The following is a 16,897-nucleotide window of genomic DNA, read 5'->3' on the forward strand; positions in this document are numbered from 1 at the left end:
TAACGAGCGCGTGGCATCACTCGAACGTGGGCATTCCTCGATCAAGCGCCCGACGGATCCGCCCGTCGCGGCCATCAGGAAGGAGAGCCCCGTGGGCATCTTGGGTTGGATCGTCCTCGGCCTCATCGCGGGTGCCATCGCCAAGGCCATCATGCCAGGTCGGGACCCCGGCGGCATCATCATCACGATGCTGCTCGGCATTGTCGGCGCCATCATCGGCGGCTTCGTCGGTCGGGCCATCTTCGGCACCGACATCAACACGTTCTTCGACCTGAGCACCTGGCTGCTCGCCATCCTCGGCTCGCTGATCGTGCTGGGCGTCTACCGCATGGTGACCGGTTCCCGAGCCAGGGCCTGACGTCCGCGAAAACCACTGACCACCGGGTGTGCCCCGTCGGCTGACCGACGGGGCACACCCCTGTGCGCACCCTCAGTTCGCCAGCCCCGCGTCCCGGGCCAGCAAGGCGGCCTGCACGCGGTTGGTGAGCCCCAGCTTGGCCAGCAGCCTGCTCACGTAGGTCTTCACGGTCGCCTCGCTCATGTGCAGGCGCTGCCCGACGTCGGCGTTCGACATCCCCAGCCCGAGCAGGGCCAGCACCTCGACCTCGCGGTCGGTCAGCCCCTCGACCTGGCGCATCGCCGCCTGCCGGCGCGGCTGACCCACCTGCGCCACCATGCCCACCACCCGACTGGTCACCATGGGTGACAGGTAGGCCTCGCCCGAGTGAACCGCGCGCACGGCGCGCAGCAGCTCTTCCGGGGCGGAGTCCTTCAGCAGGAACCCGGCGGCGCCGTCGGACAGCGCCCGGACGATGTTGTCGTCCTCGCCGAACGTGGTGAGCATCACCACCCGCACCGAGGGTGCGACGGACCGCAGCTCGCGCGCCGCCGCCAAACCGTCCAGGCGGGGCATCCGGATGTCGAGCACGGCGACGTCCACCCGCCGCTCCTGGGCGATCCGGACGGCTTCGCGCCCGTCACCGGCCTCGGCGACCAGTTCGATGTCGTCGGCGGTGCCGAGGATGGCCTTGATGCCCGCGCGCATCAGCGGCTCGTCGTCGGCGATGAGGACCCGGATCACTGTCACAACTCCTGCAAGTGGGTGTTCTTCTCGACCAGCGTGCCGTCGGCGAAGCAGAACCGCACGATCTTGGTCGCCCGCGAGGAGTAGGTCTGCACGTCGGCCACGCGGTACTCGCACCGCGCCCCGGCGGGTTCCGGCCCGGCGTCGGAGTTGAGGTCGCCCAGCGGCGGCTCGGCGCCACCCGGGAGCCTGGCCATCACCTCCGCCTCCGACTGCCCGACCGACACCGAGTCGTACAGCTCGTCGGACACCACCTTGGTGACGGGCTGCGACCCGATCCACGTGTAGCCGCCGACGACCACGAGCACCACGACCCCGGCCAGCACGATCGAGCCGACACCCGCCCACTTGCGGATGCCGGTGGGCTTGGCGGGTTCGGGCTGCTCCTCGTCGGACGGCTCGTCACCGGCCGCGGCGGTGTCCTCGTACGGCAGCACGGCCGCGATGCGGAACCCGCCGGCGGGCAGCTCGCCCACGTGCAGCATGCCGCCCGCCAACCGCACCCGCTCCCCCAACCCGATCAGGCCGAACCCGGCGCCGCCCGGCAGCTTGGCCCGCGGCGGGTTGTTGCGCACCTCCACCACCAGCGCGTCCGGCTCGTACTTCACGGTCACCTGCACGCTCGCGCCCGGCGCGTGCTTGTTGGCGTTGGTCAGGCCCTCCTGGGCGATGCGGTACGCGGCGTGGCTGACCTTCGCGGGCAGCGGCACGGCCTGGCCGCCGCGCACGAGGCTGACCCGCACACCGGCCCGCCGCGCGCCGTCGACCAGCTCGTCGATCGCGTCCACGGTCCGGTTGTCGGCTCCGCCGACGGTGGTCCGCCGCCCCTGGTCCTCTTCCGGCTCCTCGTCGCGCCGCAGCACGCCGATGACGCCCCGCAGCTCCTCCATCGCGGTGAGGGCCGCGCTGCGCAGCACCTGCACCGCCTCGCGCTGGCGTTCACCGAGACCGGTGTCCATGGTGAGCGCGCCCGCGTGCACGGAGATGAGGCTGAGCCGGTGGCCGAGGCTGTCGTGCATGTCCTGCGCGATCCGGTTGCGCTCGCGCAGCCGCACCTGGCGCGACACCATCCGCCGCTCCCGCACCACCCGTTCCTCGCGTTCCTGCAACGCCGCGACCAGCGCGTTGCGCTGCGCCACGTACCGGCCGACCAGGAACGGCAGCGCCACGACCATGCAGTAGACGGTCAGCATCACCCACTGGCCGAACGGCCCGGACAGGCCGGGCGCGGACACGCCCCAGGCGAACATGTGCAGGGCGAGCGCGAGGACCGCGGTGAGCAGCGAGCGCTGCCACGGCGTGATCCGGTAGCCGGCGGAGTAGGCCAGCATGACCACCATCGCGACGCCGCCGTGCTCGGAGCTGAACACCACCCAGGTGGCCACCAGCAGGGCCAGCGCGGGGAACAGCAGCCTCGACAGGAAGATCGCGACGTAGCCGACGCCCAGGGCGATCAGCACCCACCCGGACGACCGCCAGTCGCCGGAGACCCAGCCGGGGAACACGTCCAGCCCGAGCAGCACGACGACGGCCAGCACCTCGCGCGCCACCCGCCAGGGCGTGAGCTCGCCGAGCCGCTCGGCGTGGGCGCGCAGGAACGCGGCGGGCGCCTCCCGGAGATCCGGCAGGACGGGCCGGAGCCGCTGAACGACAGACGTCACAGGTGACCACGGTAAAGAACCAGCCGCCCGCCGGCCGCGTTCGTTGGTCTCGAGCCTCGCCGACGAAAGTTGACGCAGGTGACGTGCGCGCCGCGCACCACCCGACCGCAGCCGCTCCGGTGCCGCGCACCTCACGTCCCGCCTGGCACGCCCGTGTGCGACGATGACGCCGTTGGTGAACGTGATCGGGCAGGAAGGTCGTGCGGCTGTGTCTTCGTCCTCGGAACTGGACAAGCGTCCGGCGGTCGACCCCCACGAAGAGCCCTCGGCCGACTGGGGTTGGCACGGCGGCTTCCCCAAGGGCGTCAAGATCGCGGGCTGGCTCTCCACCCTGGCCGTCTTCGGCCTGCTGATCGGCAACCACCACGGCCGGACCGAGAACATCTGGGTGATCCTCGTGGGCCTCGGCATGGCCGCCCTGCTGATCTGGGACCAGGTCCGCAGCCGCACCTCCTGGCGCCGCTAGCCCACCCCGACCGGCCTCTTCCCCGAGGCCCGGTCGACCGTCGCGCCGCCTCGGCTTCAGCCCAGGGCCGCGCCGCAGGAGTGCGAACCTCGACTGCGACCTCGTCGACGCGGGACGTCGGATCAAGGTCGCAGTCGAAGAAGCCTGCTGATCAGCCTTCCGCGGCGAGCTGGCCGCAGGCGGCGGCGATTTCCTGGCCCCTGGTGTCACGCACGGTGCACGCGACGCCCTGGTCGTTGACCCGGCGGACGAACTCGCGTTCCACCGGCTTCGGCGACGCGTCCCACTTGGAGCCCGGCGTGGGGTTCAGCGGGATGACGTTGACGTGCACCAGTTGGCCCAGGTGCCTGCGCAGCAGCTTGCCCAGCATGTCCGCGCGCCACGGCTGGTCGTTGATGTCGCGGATCAGGGCGTACTCGATCGACACCCGGCGGCCCGTGCGGTCGGCGTAGCCGCGAGCCGCCTCCAGCACCTCGGCGACCTTCCACCGCGTGTTGACCGGCACCAGGGTGTCGCGCAGCTCGTCGTCCGGCGTGTGCAACGACACCGCCAGCCTGACCTGGAGGTTCTCCTCCGTCAGCTTCCGGATCGCCGGCACGAGCCCGACCGTGGACACCGTGACCGAGCGCTGCGAGATGCCCAGGCCGTCCGGCGCCGGGTCGCAGATGCGGTGCACCGACTCGACCACGCGCTTGTAGTTGGCCAGCGGCTCGCCCATGCCCATGAACACGATGTTGGACAACCGCCCCGGCCCGCCGGGCAGCTCGCCGTCACGCATGGCCGCCGCACCGCGCCGCACCTGGTCCACGATCTCCGCGGTGGACAGGTTCCGGGTCAGGCCGCCCTGCCCGGTGGCGCAGAACGGGCACGCCATGCCGCACCCCGCCTGCGACGAGATGCACAGCGTGGCGCGGTCCGGGTAGCGCATCAGGACGCTCTCGACCAACGTGCCGTCGTGGGCGCGCAGCAGCGTCTTGCGCGTCGTGCCGCCGTCGGCCTCGACGCTGCGAAGCTCCGTCCACAGCGGCGGCATCAGGTCGGTCACCAGGCGTTCGCGCGTGGCGGCGGGGATGTCGGTCATCGCGTCGGGGTCGACGGTCAGCCGACCGAAGTAGTGGTTCGACAGCTGCGCGGCGCGGAAGGGCTTCTCGCCGAGTGCGGCGACGGCCTCTCGACGCTGGTCGGCGGAGAGGTCGGCGAGGTGGCGCGGCGGCAGCCCGCGCTTGGGCGCGTCGAAGACGAGGGGGAGGGCAGTCATAGCGCCCTCCAGTGTCCCACGTGTGCGCGGCAGCCAGGACCACCCCGACTGCGACAGCCATCACCGTTGCATCGCGATACGTTCCGATATATCGTCGACACGTCGCAACCGATCGATACAAGGAGCATGAAGATGCACTTCCACGGACACAGGCACCACGAGCACAGGCTTCACCGCGAGCACGGCTTCGGCGACCCGCGGCAGGGTTTCGGCGGCGGGTTCGGCGGCGGCTTCAACCGCGGCGGCCCGTTCGGCGGCCCCCCGGTCCCGCCCGAACCGCCGGGTTTCCCCGGTCACGGCCGGGGACGGGGTCGCGGCGGCAGGCAGCGCAAGGGCAACGTCCGCACGGCGGTCCTGGCGCTGCTCGTCGAACGCCCCATGCACGGCTACGAGATGATCCAGGAGATCGGCGGCCGCACGGACGGCCTCTGGCGACCCAGCCCCGGCTCGGTCTACCCGACCCTGCAGATGCTGGCCGACGAGGGCCTCGTCGCCTCCACCGAGGAGGCGGGCGGCAAGAAGCTGTTCACGCTGACCGAGTCCGGTCGCGAGGCGGCCGGGAAGCTCGAGGGCGCGCCGCCGTGGCAGCAGGTCAACGAAGACCTCGACCTGCACGCGGCGAAGCTGCGCACGGCGGCACGGCACCTCGGCGCGGCCATGCAGCAGATGGCGCACGCGGGCACGCGTGAACAGCAGGCGCGGGCCGTCGAAGTCCTCAGCGAGGCCCGCCGCAAGCTGTACGCGATCCTCGGCGAGCTCGACGTCGAGGAAGACAACCCGGAAGAGTGAACTACCAGCGGTCGTGGACCAGCGGCCGGATCAGCGAGTCGTACACCGACCGCACCTCGTCCTGCGCCTGCGCGGACAACGGCGCGAGGTCCGCGGCGGCCGAGTTGGCGCGAGCCTGCTCGGCGTTGCGGGCGCCGGGGATGACCACGGTGACGCCCGGCTGGTCCACGATCCACCGCAGCGCGAACTGCGCCATGGTCGCGCCGGACGGCACGAGGGCGCGCAGCCGCTCCACCGCCTCCAGCCCGACCTCGAACGGCACGCCGGAGAACGTCTCGCCCACGTCGAACGCGTCACCGTTGCGGTTGTAGTTGCGGTGGTCGTCGGTCCCGAACGTGGTCGACGCGGTGTACTTGCCGGACAGTAGCCCCGAGGCGAGCGGAACGCGGGCGATGATCGCCACGCCCGCTTCCGCCGCCGCGGGCAGCACCCGCTCCAGCGGCTTGAGGCGCAGCGCGTTCAGGATGATCTGGACGCTCGCGACACCCGGTCGGGCGATCGCGGTCAACGCCTCCTCGACCGTCTCCACGCTCACGCCGTACGCGGCGACGCGCTTGGTCTCCACCAGCTCGTCGAGGGTGTCGAACACCTCGTCGGTCGAGTAGACCGGCGTCGGCGGGCAGTGCAGCTGCACCAGGTCGAGCGTGTCCACGCCGAGGTTGGCGCGCGACCGGTCGTTCCAGGCCAGGAAGTTCTCGCGGCGGTAGTTCTCCGGCACCTGGTCGACGCGGCGGCCCATCTTGGTGGCCACCGTGATGCCCGCGTCGCCGCGCTCGCGGAGGAACTTGCCGATCAGCGTCTCGCTGCGGCCGTCGCCGTAGACGTCGGCGGTGTCGAAGAAGTTCACGCCGGTGTCGGCGGCGGCGTGCAGCACCGCCAGCGCGTCGGACTCCTCGACCTGGCCCCAGTCCGCGCCGAGCTGCCAGCAGCCCAGACCCACGACGCCGACCTGCCGACCCAACCTGCCCGCGTTCCTGTTCTCCACGCCCCGAATCCTAGGTGAGCGCTCTCAGGGCAGCACAATCCCGACCGGCTTGCGCCTCACGTGGACGCGGTAGCCGACCTCGAACGACAGGCCGGGCGTGCTCGCGATGGCCTTCTCCGCGACGGTTCCGGAGAACTCGATGCGCAGCACGGCTTCCAGGTCCTCACGGCGTTCGAACCGCCACAGCGCGCGCACGCGCCGCAACGAGAACCCCTGATCGGCGAAGAACCGCTCCACGTCCGCCGGGTTGTAGCGCGGCTCGTCGGCGCACAGCCACGGCCCGTACGGCTCGGCCGTGCCGTCGAGGTCCACGATCGCCAGCGCGCCGCCCGGCCGCAGCACCCGGTCGGCCTCGCGCATCCCCGGCTCGCAGCCGGGACCGAAGAAGTACGCCGTGCGCGCGTGCACCAGGTCCGCGGTCGCGTCGCGCAGCGGCAGGCGCTGCGCGGGACCGGCGACCACCTCGGCGTTCGGCACGTCCGCCACCCGTGCGCGGGCGCGCTGCACCAGCGGGGGGTGCGGCTCGACGCCGATGACCGAACGCGCCTCCCGCGCGAGCACCGGCAGGTGGAACCCGTCGCCGCAGCCGACGTCGACCACGTCCCGCCCGGCCCAGTCGCACTCCTCGCGCAGCGCGCGCCAGATGGCCCCGTCCACGTCTTGGGCGCGGTTCTCGACCTCGTAGAGCTCGGGCCAGTGCCAGATGTTCGGGCTCGGCAGGACGTCGACAGGCCGGACTGCGGCCAACGCGGCGCGGACGAATCCCTTCACGGGACGACTTTAGAGCCGTAGCGTGATCGAACAAGCGGCTGGCAGGAGGTACCCGGTGTCGATCGTCCCCAATTCTCCCGCTCTGGCCGAGTTGCACCACGGCTCGCCGTGCTGGGTCGACCTCGCCACCACGGACCTCCAGGCCACGGTCGACTTCTACTCGGGCCTGTTCGGCTGGTACTTCTCCGACGTCGACGGCAACGCGATCGCCCTGGTGAACGGGTTGCCGGTGGCCGAGCTGGTCGTCGCCGACAAGCCGAGCGCCTGGACGCTGTACCTGAACACGCCGCACGCCCGCGCCACCGCCGAGAAGGCGCACGCGTTGGGCGGGGAGGTGCTCGGCGAGCCCTCGGACACCGTCACCGTGCTCGCCGACCCGACCGGCGCGGTCGTCGGCTTCCGGCACGTGCCACCCGACTGGGTGTTCGGCGCGGACGGGCACGGCGCGTACGCGTGGGCCGAGCTGAACACGCGCGACGGGCACGCCGCGGACGAGTTCTTCCACGAGCTGTGCGGGTACGAGATCACCCAGATCGGTGACGGCCAGGCGGTGGACTACACGCTGTGGGCCATCCAGGGGAACACCGTGCTCGGGCGGCAGCGGATGGGCCGGGCGTTCGCGCCGGAGACCCCGCCGCACTGGATGGTGTACTTCACCGCGGCGCCGGAGATCGGCACGGACTCGGCCGCGACCAGGGTGCTGGAGCTGGGCGGACGCGTCACCGTGGAGCCGTACGACACGCCGTTCGGCCGGATCACGGTCGTCGCGGACCACACGGGCGCGGTGTTCTCGGTGATCGACCCGTCCCGCACCACCCCGCTGTCCGACGAGGACACCGGCTCACGCGTGGACGACCCGTACGACGACTAGCGAGGTCGGCTTCCGGGTCACCTCGCCGCCGTCCGCGGCGCGGTGTCGGTCACACGAACAGGTGAAGCAGCAGCCAGGCGACGACGGCCGAGGGCAGCAGCGAGTCCATCCGGTCCATCAGGCCGCCGTGACCGGGCAGCAGCGTGCCCATGTCCTTGATCCCGAGGTCGCGCTTGATCAGCGACTCGACCAGGTCGCCCGCGGTCGCGGTGACGACGAGGGCCGCGCCGAACAGCACGCCCTGCCACCACTGGCCGTCCAGCATGAGGCCCACGGTGAGCGCGCCGCCGACCATGCCCGCCACCATCGAGCCCGCGAAACCCTCCCAGGACTTCTTCGGGCTGATGGTGGGGGCCATCGGGTGCTTGCCGAACAGCACGCCGGCCACGTAGCCGCCGGTGTCGGACAGCACGACGCCGATCAGGAACGCCAGGACGCGGAACACGCCGTCGTCCGGCACGACCAGCATGACCGCGAACGCCGCGAACACGGCCACGTAGGCGACCGTGAAGATGGACGCGGTGACGTCGCGCAGGTAGCCGTCCGCGCCGTCCTTGAGCCGCCAGATCAGGCACACCAGGATCGTCACCACGAACGCGCTGAGCACGCCGCCGCGCTCGTACGGCCAGGCCAGCCACACCACGGCCTGCCCGCCGGCCAGCACGGGCAGCAGCGCCACCCGGATGCCCGCGCCGCGCCGCAACGCGCCCGTCAGCTCGTACATCGACACGGCGACCGCGATCGCGACGACGCCCACGAACAGCTCGCGCACCGTGAACAGCGCCACGAGGATGACGGCGCCCAAGCCGACGCCCACGGCGATGGCCGCGGGCAGGTTGCGCCCCGCGCGTGACGCGCTCTTCTCCGGCGCGCCCTGGTCACCGCCGCCTGACACCTGCTGTGCTCCTATCACGGCCGTGCACCGGCCGAGCCAAGCGCGCGGGCACCTCGCCCGACCCGCCGAACCGACGTGACCACCTAGACCTCGAGCAGCTCGGCTTCCTTGTGCTTGACCAGCTCGTCGATCTGGGCGACGTAGCGGTGGGTGACGTTCTCCAGTTCCTTCTCGGCCCTGGTGCCGTCGTCCTCGCCGACCTCGCCGTCCTTGACCAGGCGGTCCAGCTCTTCCTTGGCCTTGCGGCGGATGTTGCGGACGGACACCTTGGCGTCCTCGCCCTTGCCCTTGGCGACCTTGACCATCTCGCGGCGCCGTTCCTCGGACAGCTGAGGGATCACCACGCGGATGATCGAGCCGTCGTTGCTGGGGTTCACGCCCAGGTCGGAGTCGCGGATGGCCTTCTCGACCGCGTTGAGCTGGGTGGCGTCGTAGGGCTTGATCACCGCCATGCGCGCCTCCGGGATGGCGACGCTGGCGAGCTGGTTCAGCGGGGTGGGCGAACCGTAGTACTCGACCACGATGCGGGAGAACATCGAGGGGTTGGCGCGGCCGGTGCGCACCGCGGCCAGGTCCTCCTTCGCCACGGACACCGCTTTTTCCATCTTCTCCTCGGCGTCGAGGAGGGTCTCGTCAATCACGGCTGACTCCCTTGGTGTGCGCAGTTCGGCTCGAATCCCAGCAGGTCTAGAAGGACGGGCGACCACCGGGGGTGCTCACCAGCGTGCCGATCTTCTCACCACGCACGGCTCGCGCGATGTTCCCCTCGGTGAGCAGGTTGAAGACCATGATCGGCATGTTGTTGTCCATGCACAGGCTGAACGCGGTCGCGTCGGCCACGTTCAGGCCGCGTTCGAGCACTTCCCGGTGGGTGATGTTGTCGAACATCTGCGCGTCCGGGTCGATCTTGGGGTCCGCGGTGTAGACGCCGTCCACGGCCTTGGCCATCAGCACGACCTCGCAGCCGATCTCCAGCGCGCGCTGCGCGGCGGTGGTGTCGGTGGAGAAGTACGGCATGCCCGCGCCGCCGCCGAAGATCACCACGCGCCCCTTGTCGAGGTGCCGCATGGCCCGGCGGGGGATGTAGGACTCGGCGATCTGGCCCATCGTGATGGCGGTCTGCACCCGGGTCTCGATGCCGTGCTCGCGCTCCAGGAAGTCCTGCAGGGCGAGGCAGTTCATCACGGTGCCGAGCATGCCCATGTAGTCGGCGCGGCTGCGGTCCATGCCGCGCTGCTGCAGTTCCGCGCCGCGGAAGAAGTTGCCGCCGCCGATGACGACCGCGACCTGGACCCCTGTTCGGACCACCGCGGCGATCTGGCGCGAGACGGTCTGCACGACGTCGGGGTCGACGCCGACCCCGCCACCGCCGAACATCTCGCCGCCGAGCTTCAGCATCACCCGGCGGTAGCCCTGGATCGGCTCCTCGTCGGCGTGGTCGGCTTTCGCGTGGTCTACCTCTGCGCTCACAGGTACTCCTCTGGACACGGCAAGGGCGGGGTCGCGACGTCTGCGCGCAACCCCGCCCTCACGCGAATCAGGCCTGGCCGACCTCGAACCGGGCGAAGCGGGTCACGGTGACACCGGCCTCGTCCAGCACGGCCTTGACGGTCTTCTTGGACTCCGTCACGGACGACTGCTCCAGGAGCACGACGTCCTTGAAGAAGCCGTTCACGCGACCCTCGACGATCTTGGACAGCGCCGCTTCCGGCTTGCCCTCCTCGCGAGCGGTCTCCTCGGCGATGTGGCGCTCGTTGGCCACCACGTCCGCGGGGACGTCGTCGCGGGTGAGGTAGCGCGGACGCATCGCGGCGATCTGCATCGCGGCGCCGCGGGCGGCGTCCTCGTTGTCGCCGGTGTACTCGACCACCACGCCGACGGCGGGCGGCAGGTCGGCGGCACGGCGGTGCAGGTAGGTGGTCACGGTGCCGTCGAAGATGGCGACCTTGGCCAGCTCCAGCTTCTCGCCGATCTTGGCCGAGAACTCCTGGACGACCGCGTCGACGGCCTTGCCGTCGAGGTCGGTGGCCTTGAGCACCTCGACGTCGGCCGGGCGGGTGGCCTTGGCGACCGCGACGATCCGCGCCGCCAGCTCCTGGAAGTCGGCGTTCTTGGCGACGAAGTCCGTCTCGCAGCGCAGCTCGATCATCACGCCGTCCTCGGCCATGACCAGGCCGTTCGAGGTCGTGCGCTCGGCGCGCTTGTCGACGTCCTTCGCGCCCTTGATGCGCAGGATCTCGACCGCCTTGTCGAAGTCGCCGTCGGTCTCCTCGAGCGCCTTCTTGCAGGCCATCATGCCTGCGGCGGTCAGCTCGCGGAGGCGCTTCACGTCAGCGGCGGTGTAGTTCGCCATCGTGCGATTTCCGTTCCTTCTGCGGTCTGGTCGTCGGCTTCGCTCGCCGACGCGTTTACGCGCTTGGGGTGGTGCTGTTCCGGCTGTTCAGCGCCGGCGCCGTGCGCACGCCGCGCCCGCCTCGATCAGGCAGGCGCGGCGTGCGGGCGGGTCAGGACTGGACGGCCTCGGTGCCCTCGGCGGCGGGCGCCTCGGCAGCGGGGGCGGCCTCGGCGGCAGCGGGCGCGGCGGGGGCGTCGGCGCCGACCAGCAGCTCCTGCTCCCACTCGGCCAGCGGCTCGTCGGTGCCCGGCTCGGGCTTGTCCGCGCCGTCGGCGGCCTTGGTGCGGGCGCCGGAGCGCGCCATCAGACCGGCGGCGGCGGCCTCGGCCACCACCTTGGTCAGCAGCGCGGCGGACCGGATGGCGTCGTCGTTGCCCGGGATCGGGTAGTCGACCTCGTCCGGGTCGCAGTTCGTGTCGAGGATCGCCACGATCGGGATGTTCAGCTTGCGCGCCTCGCCGACGGCGATGTGCTCCTTCTTGGTGTCCACGATCCACACGGCGCTGGGCACCTTGGACATGTCGCGGATACCGCCGAGCGTGCGCTCCAGCTTGTCCTTCTCACGGTTCATCATCAGGATTTCCTTCTTGGTGAAACCCTGGAAACCGCCGGTCTGCTCCATCGACTCCAGCTCCTTGAGCCGCTGGAGGCGCTTGTGCACCGTCGAGAAGTTGGTGAGCATGCCGCCCAGCCAGCGCTGGTTCACGAAGGGCATGCCGACGCGGAGGGCCTCGTTGGCGATGGCCTCCTGCGCCTGCTTCTTGGTGCCGATGAACAGGATCGACCCGCCGTGCGCGACCGTCTCCCGGACGAACTCGTACGCCCGGTCGATGTAGGTCAGCGTCTGCTGGAGGTCGATGATGTAGATGCCGTTGCGCTCGGTGAAGATGTAGCGCTTCATCTTCGGGTTCCAGCGACGGGTCTGGTGCCCGAAGTGCACGCCGCTGTCGAGCAGCTGCTTCATGGTGACGACGGCCATGGCCGGGTTCGCACCTCTTCGTTCAGGCGCGCCTGGCGTCGAGCCGGCGCGCGTTCCGGTTGGTCGCGGCGGGCCGGGTCCGGTCCGCCGCCCTGGTGCCCCTGCCGCCGTCCGAACCGGAGGACGTCTCGCCTCAGGACCGCTGGACGCCGTGATCCGACCACACCGAAACTGGTCGGGTCTGCATTGGCACGCGAAGTCGCCCCGCACTCACACGGGCCGCGGTCCGAGTGTACGCCGGTGAGCCGGAGAACCACGAACCGGGCCTGAAGTTGTCCACAGCCCCGCGAGTTGTCCACAGGTGGGCCGAAGCCACTGGTAGCCCCCGGTGCCCGCCGGGACGCTGGACCCGTGACTCCCACGATGCGAACACTGCTGGTCCTGGCCTTGACAACGGTGATGACGCTACCCGCGGCCGGTCTGCCCCCATCCGCGCGGGCCTCCCGCCCACCGCGCTTCGCCTGGCCGCTCGCCCCACCGCACCAGGTCGTCCGCGCCTTCGAAGCACCGGCCACGGAGTACGGCCCCGGCCACCGCGGCGTCGACCTGGCCGCCCCGGCGGGCGCCGCCGTCCTGGCCGCCGCCGACGCCGTGGTCGTGCACGCGGGCCCGGTCGCCGACCGCGCGGTCGTGTCACTGCTGCACCCCGGCGGCCTGCGAACCACCTACGAGCCGGTCACACCCGCGGTCCGCCGGGGCCAACCGGTCCGCCGAGGCGACCTGATCGGCACTCTCGACCCCGGCCACGAGGGCTGCCCGACGGACACCTGCCTCCACTGGGGCGCGCTCCGCCCCGACCCACCCCGATCCCCCACCTACCTGAACCCACTGCGCCTGCTCTCCACCGGCCGAGCCCGCCTGCTCCCCAGTCCTGCCCACCCCACCGAACCCACCACCCACCACGCCCGGTGACCCACCGAACCCGTCCCGACCCGCCAGCGCCGATCCCACCTCTACTTCAACCCACCGCACCCCAGCGCCCACCAGCCGAGTCCGCCTCCTCCCGAGGCCACCTCCTTCCCCTGCCCACCGACCCACCGGACCCTCTCGACCTGCGCGCGCCGCCCGCCCGACCCACACCCACCTGAACCCACTGCCCCGGTCTCCAACGACCAGGTCCGCGTCCTCCCAGTCGGACCACCCACCCGAGCTACCGGCCCAACAGCCCACCGACCCCTATCTCCTCCCCTGACCCGCCCGACCCGCGCGCCATCCACCTGACCGACTACGCCTCGTGTCCAACAGCCAAGTCCGCGTTCCGCCGAGGTCGGTCGGTCCACCCCGCCGGGCCCACCGGCCCACCGGACCCGTCCTCGCCTCCGCAGCTCGGCCAACCCAACCTGCTCGACCTGCGTGGTTCGAGCGCGCCCGCGCGCGGAAGTGCGCCGATGCCTGCCCGTTCCCGTAGCGGGTGTTCGGCGGTGACGGAGCGGGTCGTGGGTGTTTCGGCGGGCGGTCGGCTGGAGCCGGGGGAGGTCAGGCCTCCAGCTGCTCGTTCAGCTTGGTGCGCAGGCGCAGCACCGCCCGCGTGTGCAGTTGGCACACGCGGGACTCCGTGACGCCCAGGACCTTGCCGATCTCGGCCAGCGTCAGGTTCTCGAAGTAGTACAGGGTGACCACGACGCGGTCCCGTTCGGCGAGCTGGGCGATCGCGTCGGCGAGCTGGCGGCGGCTGTCCTGGTCGACCAGGGTGGCGATCGGGTCCTCCGCGCCCTCGTCGGGCAGGGACTCTGCCAGCGACGAGCCCGCGCCGCCCGTGTTGCGGCCCGCGGCGATCAACTCGTCCAGGGCGACCACGCTGGTGAGCTGGAGCTGGGCGTAGAGCTCGCGCAGCTCACCGAGGCCGATCTTCAACTCGGCGGCGAGCTCGCGGTCGGTGGGGGTGCGTTGCAGCCGCCCACCCAGGCGTTCCAGGGCACGTTCGACGTCGCGTGCCCGGCTGCGCACCGAGCGGGGCACCCAGTCCTGGGAGCGCAGGTCGTCGAGGATCGCGCCGCGGATGCGCTGCATCGCGTACGTCTCGAACTTCAGTCCGCGTTCGGGTTCGAACTTCTCGATCGCGTCGACCAGGCCGAAGATGCCGGACTGGATCAGGTCGGCCACGTCGACGTGCGCGGGCAGGCCGGTGCCGACCCGGCCGGCGACGTACTTCACCAGCGGCGCGTAGTGCAGCACCAGCCGGTCCCGCAGGGCCTGCCGACGCGACTCGCCGTAGGTGTGCCACAGCGCGATGATCCCGGCTTCCACGTCATCGGCGGTGCGCGACTCGGAAGCCGCGTGCGCGGGTCTACCGGGCGCCACCGCGGGGATGGCGTGCCCGTTCGTGCGCAGCGGCTCGCCGTCGACGTGGTGACCGTTCGTCCCAGCCGGGGTGCGCGCCGCCGACGAGGTCCCGACGTGCGCGGCGGAGGGAGAGGTCACGGTTGCGGTCCGCGAACCTCCCCCTGCGACGTCAGGAGCGGGGGTGGGTTCGGTCATGGATCGCCTTCAGCCGTTCGACGGTGACGTGTGTGTAGAGCTGAGTCGTTGCGAGCGTAGCGTGACCAAGAAGCTCTTGGACGGTGCGCAGGTCCGCTCCCCCTTCCAGCAGGTGCGTGGCCGCGGAGTGGCGCAGGCCGTGGGGGCCGGTGTCGGCCGTCTCGGGTACCGCACCCACCACATCGTGGACGACCCTCCTGGCAGTACGCGGATCAAGCCGGCCACCTCGCGCGCCCAGCAGCAGCGCACGTTGTGAACGGTCGTTGACCAGGGCGGATCGTCCATATTCCACCCAGCGCCGTACAGCCCGTTCGGCCGGAACGCCGAACGGCACGGTGCGTTCGCGACTACCCTTGCCCAGAACCCGAATCACCCTTTGGGAGTAGTCCACGTCGTCGAGGTCGAGACCGCACAACTCGGCGACCCGGACACCTGTTGCGTACAGCAACTCCACCACGGCTTGGTCACGCAGCGCAACCGGATCGCCCTGTTCCGCGTCTACTTCGACAACTGTCATGGCGGCGGCGGCTTGGTCCGGCCGCAGTACGGCGGGAAGGGTCCGGTGGGGACGGGGCGCGCTGAGCCGCGGACCGGGATCGGCGGCGAGCAAGTCGTGGCGGGAAGCCCAGGCGGTGAACGTGCGGGCGGAGGCGGCGCGTCGGGCCATCGTCGTCCGGCTCGCGCCGGCGGAGTGCTGGGAAGCCAGCCACGACCGCAGGCCCGGCAGGTCGATCGCTTCCACGGTGGCGTTGTCGGGTGTGCCCTCGGCTAAGTGGACCAGCAGGGCGACCACGTCACCGAGGTACGCGCGCACCGTGTGCGGTGACAGACCGCGTTCCATCGCGAGGTGGCGTTCGTAGCGGTCCAGGGCCGTCGCCACGTCTGCGGGCAGCGCTCGACGCAGGCGAACCAGGTCGACACGACGTGTCCGAGCGGGCGGCTGCGGGGACATAGACCCTGACGCTGCGCCCTCAAGCGCTCTTGGTCAAGTATCGCCACGCCAACTCCCGTCCTGGGAGCGCTTCCAACCGCTTTCCGCGCGTTCGGCGAGACTGGCCAGTTCCAATTGTGGCAGCAATGCGCGCACCCTGGACAGCTCGACGCCCGATTCCACGGAGATCGCCTCCGGGCTGTGCCCGACCGTCAGGCCCAGTGCCTCGAAGACCCGCATCGCGTCACCCTGCGGTGGTCCGGTGTCGGTGTTCCGGGTGGCTTCGACGAGGTCGACACCGAGCCGTCCGGTCGACTCGATGACCTCGGCGACGCTGGTCACGGGCAACGCGACGCCCGAACGCAGCAGCTCGTGGCAGCCCGACGAGCTGACCGAGGTGATCGGCCCGGGAACCGCCATCAGCACCCGTCCCAGCGCCGCCGTCGACGCCGCCGTGTTCTTGGCGCCGCTGCGCTGTCCCGCTTCGACGACGACGGTGCCTTCGGCGAGAGCCGCGATGAGCCGGTTCCGCGTCAGGAACCGGTGCCGCGCGGGCGTGTGGGTCGGCGGGTATTCGCTCACCAGCAGCCCTTGGCTCGGAATGCGTTCCAGCAGAGCACGGTGACCGGCCGGGTAGGCGACGTCGATCCCGCAGGCCAGCACCGCGATCGTCAGCCCGCCGGCCGTGATCGCGCCCCGGTGGGCCGCGCCGTCGATGCCGTAGGCCGCTCCGGACACCACGGTGATCCCGGCCTGGGCCAGCCCGAAGCCGAACTCGCCCGCGACGTGCTGCCCGTAGCCGGAGGCCGCCCGACTGCCGACCACCGCGACGGCACGCTCCGTGATCGTGGCGAGGTGGGCGTCGCCCCGGACCCACAACGCCAAGGGCTCCAGACCGCACCGCAGGCCGTTGGCGGCGGCGATGGCCAAGGCGTTGAAGGGCCAGCGGGGCCACTCGTCGTCCTCGGGCACCAGGAGCCGCCCACCGACCTTCGCGGCCGCCTCCAGGTCCTGTTCGGCCAAGTCCAGCGCCCGGCGGGCCGAGGTCTGGCTCTCGACCCCGGAAGGCACCTCCCCGGCCCGGACCAGCTCCGCCGCCTCGACCGGCCCGACTTCGGCGACGAACCGGGCCAGCGCGGCGGCGGGCGGCTCGGCCACCCGGGACAGGTAGGCACGGGCCAGCCGGATCTCGTCGGTGCTCACGGCCACCGCCACCATTCGTCGGGCCCCAGGCGCGTGGCCGGCGCGAACCCCTCACCGCGGTCGGCGTCACATTCCGCGCCACGCCCCATGTCCACCGCCACTGCCGTCGACGCCGGAACCGCCTTCGGCCC

Annotated in this window: 18 protein-coding genes; 5 read left to right on the forward strand and 13 right to left on the reverse strand. The window is 71.3% G+C overall.

The genetic code is table 11. The features are described from left to right. The first annotated feature begins 91 nt into the window (after nt 1–91). Entirely contained in the window at nt 92–358 is a 267-nt protein-coding gene (locus IOD16_RS29455; RefSeq protein ID WP_123745991.1) for a GlsB/YeaQ/YmgE family stress response membrane protein, read from the forward strand. A gap of 72 nt (nt 359–430) precedes the next feature. On the opposite strand, the gene IOD16_RS29460 is transcribed toward IOD16_RS29455, so the two are convergent. Together IOD16_RS29460 and IOD16_RS29465 are read right to left on the reverse strand one after the other, a co-directional pair. Beyond that, on the reverse strand, nt 431–1,081 hold the full coding sequence (locus IOD16_RS29460) for a response regulator (RefSeq protein WP_123745990.1): 651 nt from the start codon (nt 1,079–1,081) through the stop codon (nt 431–433). A 2-nt stretch (nt 1,082–1,083) separates the two neighbouring features. After that, on the reverse strand, nt 1,084–2,745 hold the full coding sequence (locus IOD16_RS29465; protein WP_201436944.1) for a sensor histidine kinase: 1,662 nt from the start codon (nt 2,743–2,745) through the stop codon (nt 1,084–1,086). Nucleotides 2,746–2,953: 208 nt separating this feature from the next. On the opposite strand from IOD16_RS29465, the gene IOD16_RS29470 reads away from it, so the two are divergent. After that, complete coding sequence (locus tag IOD16_RS29470) at nt 2,954–3,211, forward strand: DUF2631 domain-containing protein (RefSeq protein ID WP_236594458.1); 258 nt, start codon at nt 2,954–2,956, stop codon at nt 3,209–3,211. Nucleotides 3,212–3,362: 151 nt separating this feature from the next. Here the strand turns inward: IOD16_RS29470 and rlmN are convergent, their stop codons facing one another. Beyond that, a complete protein-coding gene (gene rlmN, locus IOD16_RS29475) occupies nt 3,363–4,469 on the reverse strand; it encodes a 23S rRNA (adenine(2503)-C(2))-methyltransferase RlmN (RefSeq protein WP_123745987.1) in 1,107 nt (368 codons plus the stop codon). Nucleotides 4,470–4,601: 132 nt separating this feature from the next. Here rlmN and IOD16_RS29480 point away from each other — a divergent pair, with 132 nt between their 5' ends. Further along, entirely contained in the window at nt 4,602–5,258 is a 657-nt protein-coding gene (locus tag IOD16_RS29480) for a PadR family transcriptional regulator (protein ID WP_201436946.1), read from the forward strand. A gap of 1 nt (nt 5,259) precedes the next feature. Here the strand turns inward: IOD16_RS29480 and IOD16_RS29485 are convergent, their stop codons facing one another. After that, a complete protein-coding gene (locus tag IOD16_RS29485) occupies nt 5,260–6,243 on the reverse strand; it encodes an aldo/keto reductase (protein WP_201436947.1) in 984 nt (327 codons plus the stop codon). 24 nt (nt 6,244–6,267) lie between these two features. Further along, complete coding sequence (locus IOD16_RS29490; RefSeq protein ID WP_201436948.1) at nt 6,268–7,014, reverse strand: class I SAM-dependent methyltransferase; 747 nt, start codon at nt 7,012–7,014, stop codon at nt 6,268–6,270. A gap of 55 nt (nt 7,015–7,069) precedes the next feature. On the opposite strand from IOD16_RS29490, the gene IOD16_RS29495 reads away from it, so the two are divergent. Then, nucleotides 7,070–7,885, forward strand: a complete 816-nt coding sequence (locus IOD16_RS29495; protein ID WP_201436949.1) for a VOC family protein — start codon at nt 7,070–7,072, stop codon at nt 7,883–7,885. A gap of 49 nt (nt 7,886–7,934) precedes the next feature. Here the strand turns inward: IOD16_RS29495 and IOD16_RS29500 are convergent, their stop codons facing one another. The 5 genes from IOD16_RS29500 to rpsB all read right to left on the reverse strand — a co-directional run bounded on the left by IOD16_RS29500 (nt 7,935) and on the right by rpsB (nt 12,154). Continuing rightward, nucleotides 7,935–8,780, reverse strand: a complete 846-nt coding sequence (locus IOD16_RS29500) for a phosphatidate cytidylyltransferase (RefSeq protein ID WP_201436951.1) — start codon at nt 8,778–8,780, stop codon at nt 7,935–7,937. Between the two features lie 83 nt (nt 8,781–8,863). Beyond that, nucleotides 8,864–9,421 carry a ribosome recycling factor gene (frr, locus tag IOD16_RS29505; protein WP_106613536.1) on the reverse strand — a complete coding sequence of 186 codons (558 nt, stop codon included), beginning with the start codon at nt 9,419–9,421 and terminating at the stop codon, nt 8,864–8,866. A gap of 46 nt (nt 9,422–9,467) precedes the next feature. Further along, complete coding sequence (pyrH, locus tag IOD16_RS29510; RefSeq protein ID WP_236595242.1) at nt 9,468–10,178, reverse strand: UMP kinase; 711 nt, start codon at nt 10,176–10,178, stop codon at nt 9,468–9,470. Nucleotides 10,179–10,317: 139 nt separating this feature from the next. Next, nucleotides 10,318–11,133, reverse strand: coding sequence for a translation elongation factor Ts (gene tsf, locus IOD16_RS29515; protein ID WP_201436953.1), 816 nt, complete (start codon nt 11,131–11,133; stop codon nt 10,318–10,320). Between the two features lie 151 nt (nt 11,134–11,284). Further along, nucleotides 11,285–12,154, reverse strand: coding sequence for a 30S ribosomal protein S2 (gene rpsB, locus IOD16_RS29520; protein ID WP_123745979.1), 870 nt, complete (start codon nt 12,152–12,154; stop codon nt 11,285–11,287). 399 nt (nt 12,155–12,553) lie between these two features. Here rpsB and IOD16_RS29525 point away from each other — a divergent pair, with 399 nt between their 5' ends. Then, nucleotides 12,554–13,066, forward strand: a complete 513-nt coding sequence (locus IOD16_RS29525) for a M23 family metallopeptidase (RefSeq protein WP_236594459.1) — start codon at nt 12,554–12,556, stop codon at nt 13,064–13,066. Between the two features lie 564 nt (nt 13,067–13,630). Here IOD16_RS29525 and IOD16_RS29530 read toward each other — a convergent pair. From IOD16_RS29530 to dprA, 3 genes are read right to left on the reverse strand one after another with little or no spacing between them, the layout of a single operon-like run. Beyond that, entirely contained in the window at nt 13,631–14,632 is a 1,002-nt protein-coding gene (locus IOD16_RS29530; protein WP_201436956.1) for a FliA/WhiG family RNA polymerase sigma factor, read from the reverse strand. Next, a complete protein-coding gene (locus IOD16_RS29535; RefSeq protein WP_201436958.1) occupies nt 14,607–15,584 on the reverse strand; it encodes a tyrosine recombinase XerC in 978 nt (325 codons plus the stop codon). The genes IOD16_RS29530 and IOD16_RS29535 overlap by 26 nt, the downstream gene beginning before the upstream one ends. Nucleotides 15,585–15,617: 33 nt before the next feature. After that, nucleotides 15,618–16,766, reverse strand: coding sequence for a DNA-processing protein DprA (gene dprA, locus IOD16_RS29540; protein WP_236594460.1), 1,149 nt, complete (start codon nt 16,764–16,766; stop codon nt 15,618–15,620). Between the last annotated feature and the right edge of the window lie 131 nt (nt 16,767–16,897).

This window comes from Saccharothrix sp. 6-C (assembly GCF_016695385.1).
GTDB classification, from domain to species: Bacteria; Actinomycetota; Actinomycetes; order Mycobacteriales; family Pseudonocardiaceae; genus Actinosynnema; species Actinosynnema texasense.